Here is a 4963-nt window from a genome sequence, read left to right as displayed (position 1 = left end):
AAGTGTCTTTAAAACTCCAACTCCAGCTGTAAAAAATTCCATATTATTCCTCCTCGTTTTCTTTCTTATTTTCTATTTTATTTAGTGATTTAACTATAAAATTCTTGTAGACCTTATCTCCTTTTTTGTTTTCTTTGAAATATCCAAAGACATGGATTAGATCTCCTTTATCTAATTCTTTTGCACGTTCGCTTTTTTCTCCGTAGACTGAACAATTTATATATTCTTTTCCTTTACCATATTTTTTAATGAGAGTAAAATTTGCTACATCTACTTTTTCTCCATCTCTTTCAAATTCTGATAATTCCACTTCTTTAACTAAATTTGCATTAATATTTATCATTTCTCTATCCATTAATTTCTTCTCCTTAATCTATAAATTTCAATTAAAAAAGCGACTGGATCTATTTATTTCCAATCGCTATACATTATTCCTTATTAAATTGTTCTAAGTAGGAGCTCTTATCCTTAACATCTTAACCTCCTAATTTTGAGTATAAAAAAAGCAGTAAACTTTATAATTACTGCTTTAATAAAATATCCTATATTATTAATCATTAAATGAACAATCTCGACAAATACCACCTACATCTTCTCGCCTATCCTTAAATCCCTTTCCACATTTAGAGCAAATAAATGCATAATCATTATTGTAATTCTCCTCTTCTAAATAAGAGTCATCGTAGTCTTCTTCATTTTTGTTTATAGAATCTTGATCTATCTGAATTTCAATTATTTCAATATCTGTATATTCTTTATCATTATTAATATAAAAAGAATCTTCTTCGATATCATCTTTATTAATTAATCTTGTGACATTAACTATGACACTTCCACTAAATTCTTGTTCTATTGGTGGTGATTGTATGACTTCTTTTGTATCATCATCACGTCCCCAATAATCAAAGGATACACAACTTAAATTTATTAAATATTCTAGCTCATAAGTTATACTAACAATCTCGTCTGTAAACTCTTCATAAGTATCTAATATCTCATTGAATTCACAATTATTTATATCTAATTCTTCAATACCCTCACTTCCAATAACATACGATTCTAGATAATAATAGTTGTTATTATAAATACTGTCAACTATATCATTAGAAATATCTTGTTTTACTCTTTCTACATATGACACATCTTTTCTATTTAAATCTACATAAACATTAAAATCATATCTATCATATACTTTTGAAGCGAAATTCTGAAACATTCCTGTTGTTAAAAATTCAATATTTACATTTGGATTTTTTTCTTTAAATTCACTTAATAATTTATCGTGAACTACTAAATTATCTTGACTATCCTTACTCCACCAGTCTTCTTTTATATCATTCGTAATAAAAATAATATCTTTTACTGATTTTTCAACTGGTAAATCTAATATCTCTTTCCAAACAAATAAATCTCCAAATTTTTCAACTCCATCTTTATTAATGTCCTCATATCCAGGCGGAATTTTATATTTATACCTAAGTTCACCCTCTCTAATAATTTTTAATTGTTCACTAAACCTTATCCTATTACCTATCCTATTATTTTTTTCTAAATATGAAATAAGATTATCTATATCTTTAATTATTTCAGGAGAATCTGTTGTTATTTCATCATATTCAATACCAACACTATTTTTATAAGATTTGATTATTTGTTTTAATTCAACTAACTTGTTATTTAAATCATTCTCCAAATTTTTTCTTCCAAAATAATTATATTTAGATGATTTAATCAAGACACTCTCTAAATTTTTTTGACTCCTTTCAATTACTCTTAGTAAATCTTTTTCAAAATTTTGATACTTTTTTTTCAATTGTCCGAATACGCTATATTTATTTTTATTAAATTCTTTATACACTTGATTCGGAATCCATATTAAATCCTTACACTCCTTGAAAATTTCTAATATGTTTTTGCTACTGTATAATGAATATCGAGCTAAGTCAAGTATTACATTTGTATCTAATACTATTATAGAGGTTTTTCTATTTATTATTTTTTTAAATTTTTCATAATTCAATTAAAGCACCAACCTTATTATTTAATTACATTCACAAAATTATTAAGTTTTTTCCATTTTCTAATCTTAGTCCTAAATGTTCCAAATGGTGCTACTGTATTTACATGGATAAATTTATATACTTCCCAAGTTGCAGTTTTTGTTGCTTCATCTGCCCATTTTCTCATATGTGGTTTAAATAATTCTTCCTCTGTAAGATTATCTATCAAAGAGTAAATATCTTCTATATTCTGTGATAGTTGTTCTTTTAATTCCTTTAACGATTTATGAGCATAGGTATCTGTAAACCATTGATACAATTCTCCAAGTTGATTCCACTTAAATTTGTCAGATGGCGTTTTAACCTCAATTCCCTTTTTTTCATCTTCTTCCCATTTCAAAACTAAAGTTGTCCAACCTACTTGATAGGCAAGATTTTCAGCTGGTGTCCTATCAACTTGATCTACTCTTTTATCTTTTAATTCTTCTGGGATATTATCAAACTCTGAAATATATTTTCCAAAAGTTTTCTTTATCTCATTTTTTAATTCTTCCTTACTTTCATAAGACCTCATATGCCTACCTCCATGGTTTATATAGATATTATACCAAAAATATTTTTATCCTAGGCTTAATTCATAATCTTGTAATCAAACTGTTCCTGTTTATTTTTATTTTATCTCTATTTGTTAAATACTCTTCCACATCAAACAAGTTTTTCTTATCATAATCTTCCAACAACTTGTAATTCTTATGCTTTGTAATATCGAATTTATCAGATAGAAAAGGTCTTACTCCTCTTAACTGATAAATACACTTACCGCCATCCATTACAGTTATTTCATCTTGACTCATAAGTTCCTTGCCAGTTTTTTGGTAATTTAGACCAAAAGATTTTTGATTGGATCTTGTTTCTGATGTGTTATATAGGTCTATGGTTTCTTTTCCTAAGGTTTCAGATAATTCTTTTACTGTTGTTTTTTCTTTTCCTCCTAAAAAGAGTGTAGAGTCGCAGTTACCAACTATTGTATCTGCATGGTCTTTATAGATTGCTTTTAATTGAGATTGTGCTTGCAGTATTATGCTTGCCGATATTTCTCTTGAACGAATTGTTGCAATCAATTTTTCAAATTTAGGAATTAATCCTATATTTGCAAACTCATCAAGTAGACACCTAACATGAACTGGAAGTCTTCCACCATACACATCATCTGCCTTATCACATAGAAGATTAAATAGTTGAGAATACATTATTGAAACTACAAAGTTAAAGGTATCATCTGTATCTGATATTATTACGAATAAAGCAGTTTTTCTATCTCCAATTTTATCAAGCTCTAATTCATCTTCGCTCATTAGTTCTCTAAGCTCTCTTATATCAAAAGGTGCAAGTCTTGCTCCACAAGATATTAGAATTGACTTGGCAGTTTTTCCTGCTGCCAGCTTATATTTCTTGTATTGCTTAACTGCAAAATGACTTGGATCTTTCTTTTCAAGAGCTTCAAAAAGCCTATCAATTGGGTTCATATAGGTTTCGTCATCTTCTCTAACCTCACTTGCGTCAATCATATCTAAGAGTGTTTTAAAATTCTTTTCTTCTTCAGGTGCTTCATAATAAATATACCCAATAAGAGCAGTGTAATATAACTTTTCAGCCTTTACCCAAAAATCTTCTCCTGCCTTTTCTCCATCTCCCTTGGTGTTAGCAATTATGGTTTGGACAAGCTTTAAAATATCTTTTTCACTTCTCAAGTATGCAAAGGGATTGTATTTCATAGATTTTTTAAAGTTTATTGTGTTTAATATCTTTATGTCGTAACCATTTTCATAAAGCATTTTTCCACATTCTAACACAAGTGTGCCTTTAGGGTCTGTTACTACATAGGAAGAATGCATTTGCATTAGATTTGGCTTTACATAAAATCTCGTTTTACCTGATCCAGAACCACCTATTACTAATACATTTTTATTTCTGGCATATTTAGGGTTTTTAGGTCTTGAGTTCATTGTTAGTCTTTCGGTATTAGTTATGAGAACATTGTTTTCAAACTTAGGGTCAATATATGGAGCAATATCCTTACTTTCTCCCCATCTTGCAGATCCATATTCCTTGCCTTGCCTATATTTCTTTTTGTTTTTACCTTTGCTGTAAACAATTAACTTAACAAGACCAGCAACTGAAATACCTACTAACAAGTCCCTTGGATTAAGGCTTGGTATATAAGATAAAGTTCCTATATCAGAAATTCCCACCATTATTTTATCAATAATATCTCCTCCTACATAAGAATTGATGTGCTTAGAAAAGATATTTCCAATGTAGAAGAATGATAGATAGGGAATGTTTGATAATATAAATTTCTTTGGGTTGTCTATTTTAATTAGGTTTTTAATATCAGAAAGAATGGCTTCTAATATCTTATTCATCGTAGAAACCTTCACTATCTAATAAAATTAGTAGGTAGTGTCTTCCCTTTGGTGTTATTAATGTTTGTATTCCTACAAGTGTACCTAGTGGATCAATCCATTCTTTTACTTCAAAATATCCCTTGTTCTTATCTGCATAAGGTAAGAGTTTCTTTTTCTTATCTCTGTAAATTAATCCCTTATCCATTAGAAAACTTATAAATTGATTTTGTGGTATTCCTAACTCTTTGGCAGTATTTCTAAAGTTTGTAAGTAGGTTATAATCTACTAATTTGTCATAATAATCTGCCTTTGGTCTTAATTCTTCAATTTCTTCTTCTCTTTCAGCAATAATTCTATTGGCTACAAGAATTGCATCTGCAAGTAGATCTTCATTAGTTTTCTTTTCTTGCCCTACTATATATCCTCCGTTTTTTCTAATACTTGGTAAGACTTCTCTAGTTACCCAAGCTTTGAATATTTTTGCTTGTGGTAGTTTTGATGAGAGGATAAGTGAATACAATCCTGATTCGTTAATTATTGAAATATTCTGTATTC

5 protein-coding genes are annotated in these 4963 nt (G+C 28.6%); all 5 read right to left on the bottom strand.

From position 1 onward, the window contains the following. Nucleotides 1–43 precede the first annotated feature (43 nt). A complete protein-coding gene (locus tag CS884_RS00060) occupies nucleotides 44–355 on the bottom strand; it encodes a hypothetical protein (RefSeq protein ID WP_002839977.1) in 312 nt (103 codons plus the stop codon). 195 nt (nucleotides 356–550) lie between these two features. Further along, entirely contained in the window at nucleotides 551–2020 is a 1470-nt protein-coding gene (locus tag CS884_RS00055) for a PIN-like domain-containing protein (RefSeq protein WP_001105422.1), read from the bottom strand. Nucleotides 2021–2037: 17 nt separating this feature from the next. After that, nucleotides 2038–2574 carry a ClbS/DfsB family four-helix bundle protein gene (locus CS884_RS00050; RefSeq protein WP_001258251.1) on the bottom strand — a complete coding sequence of 179 codons (537 nt, stop codon included), beginning with the start codon at nucleotides 2572–2574 and terminating at the stop codon, nucleotides 2038–2040. Between the two features lie 61 nt (nucleotides 2575–2635). Then, nucleotides 2636–4426: a VirD4-like conjugal transfer protein, CD1115 family gene (locus CS884_RS00045; protein WP_001033643.1), complete on the bottom strand. Its 1791-nt coding sequence runs from the start codon at nucleotides 4424–4426 to the stop codon at nucleotides 2636–2638. Then, nucleotides 4419–4963 (bottom strand): phage antirepressor KilAC domain-containing protein (locus CS884_RS00040; RefSeq protein ID WP_099320115.1); only part of this gene is annotated, 545 nt, incomplete at its 5' end. The genes CS884_RS00045 and CS884_RS00040, both read right to left, overlap by 8 nt.

Source organism: Anaerococcus sp. Marseille-P3625 (assembly GCF_900232825.1).
Lineage (GTDB): Bacteria > Bacillota > Clostridia > Tissierellales > Peptoniphilaceae > Anaerococcus.
The sequence above is the reverse complement of the archived record's forward strand: the minus strand, read 5'-3'. Positions and strand labels throughout refer to the sequence as shown.

What these genes read in the sequence shown, in the direction of transcription:
- CS884_RS00050 (WP_001258251.1), bottom strand. Translation starts at nt 2,574, where the DNA reads ATGAGGTCTTATGAAAGTAAGGAAGAATTAAAAAATGAGATAAAGAAA.
- CS884_RS00045 (WP_001033643.1), bottom strand. Translation starts at nt 4,426, where the DNA reads ATGAATAAGATATTAGAAGCCATTCTTTCTGATATTAAAAACCTAATT.
- CS884_RS00060 (WP_002839977.1), bottom strand. Translation starts at nt 355, where the DNA reads ATGGATAGAGAAATGATAAATATTAATGCAAATTTAGTTAAAGAAGTG.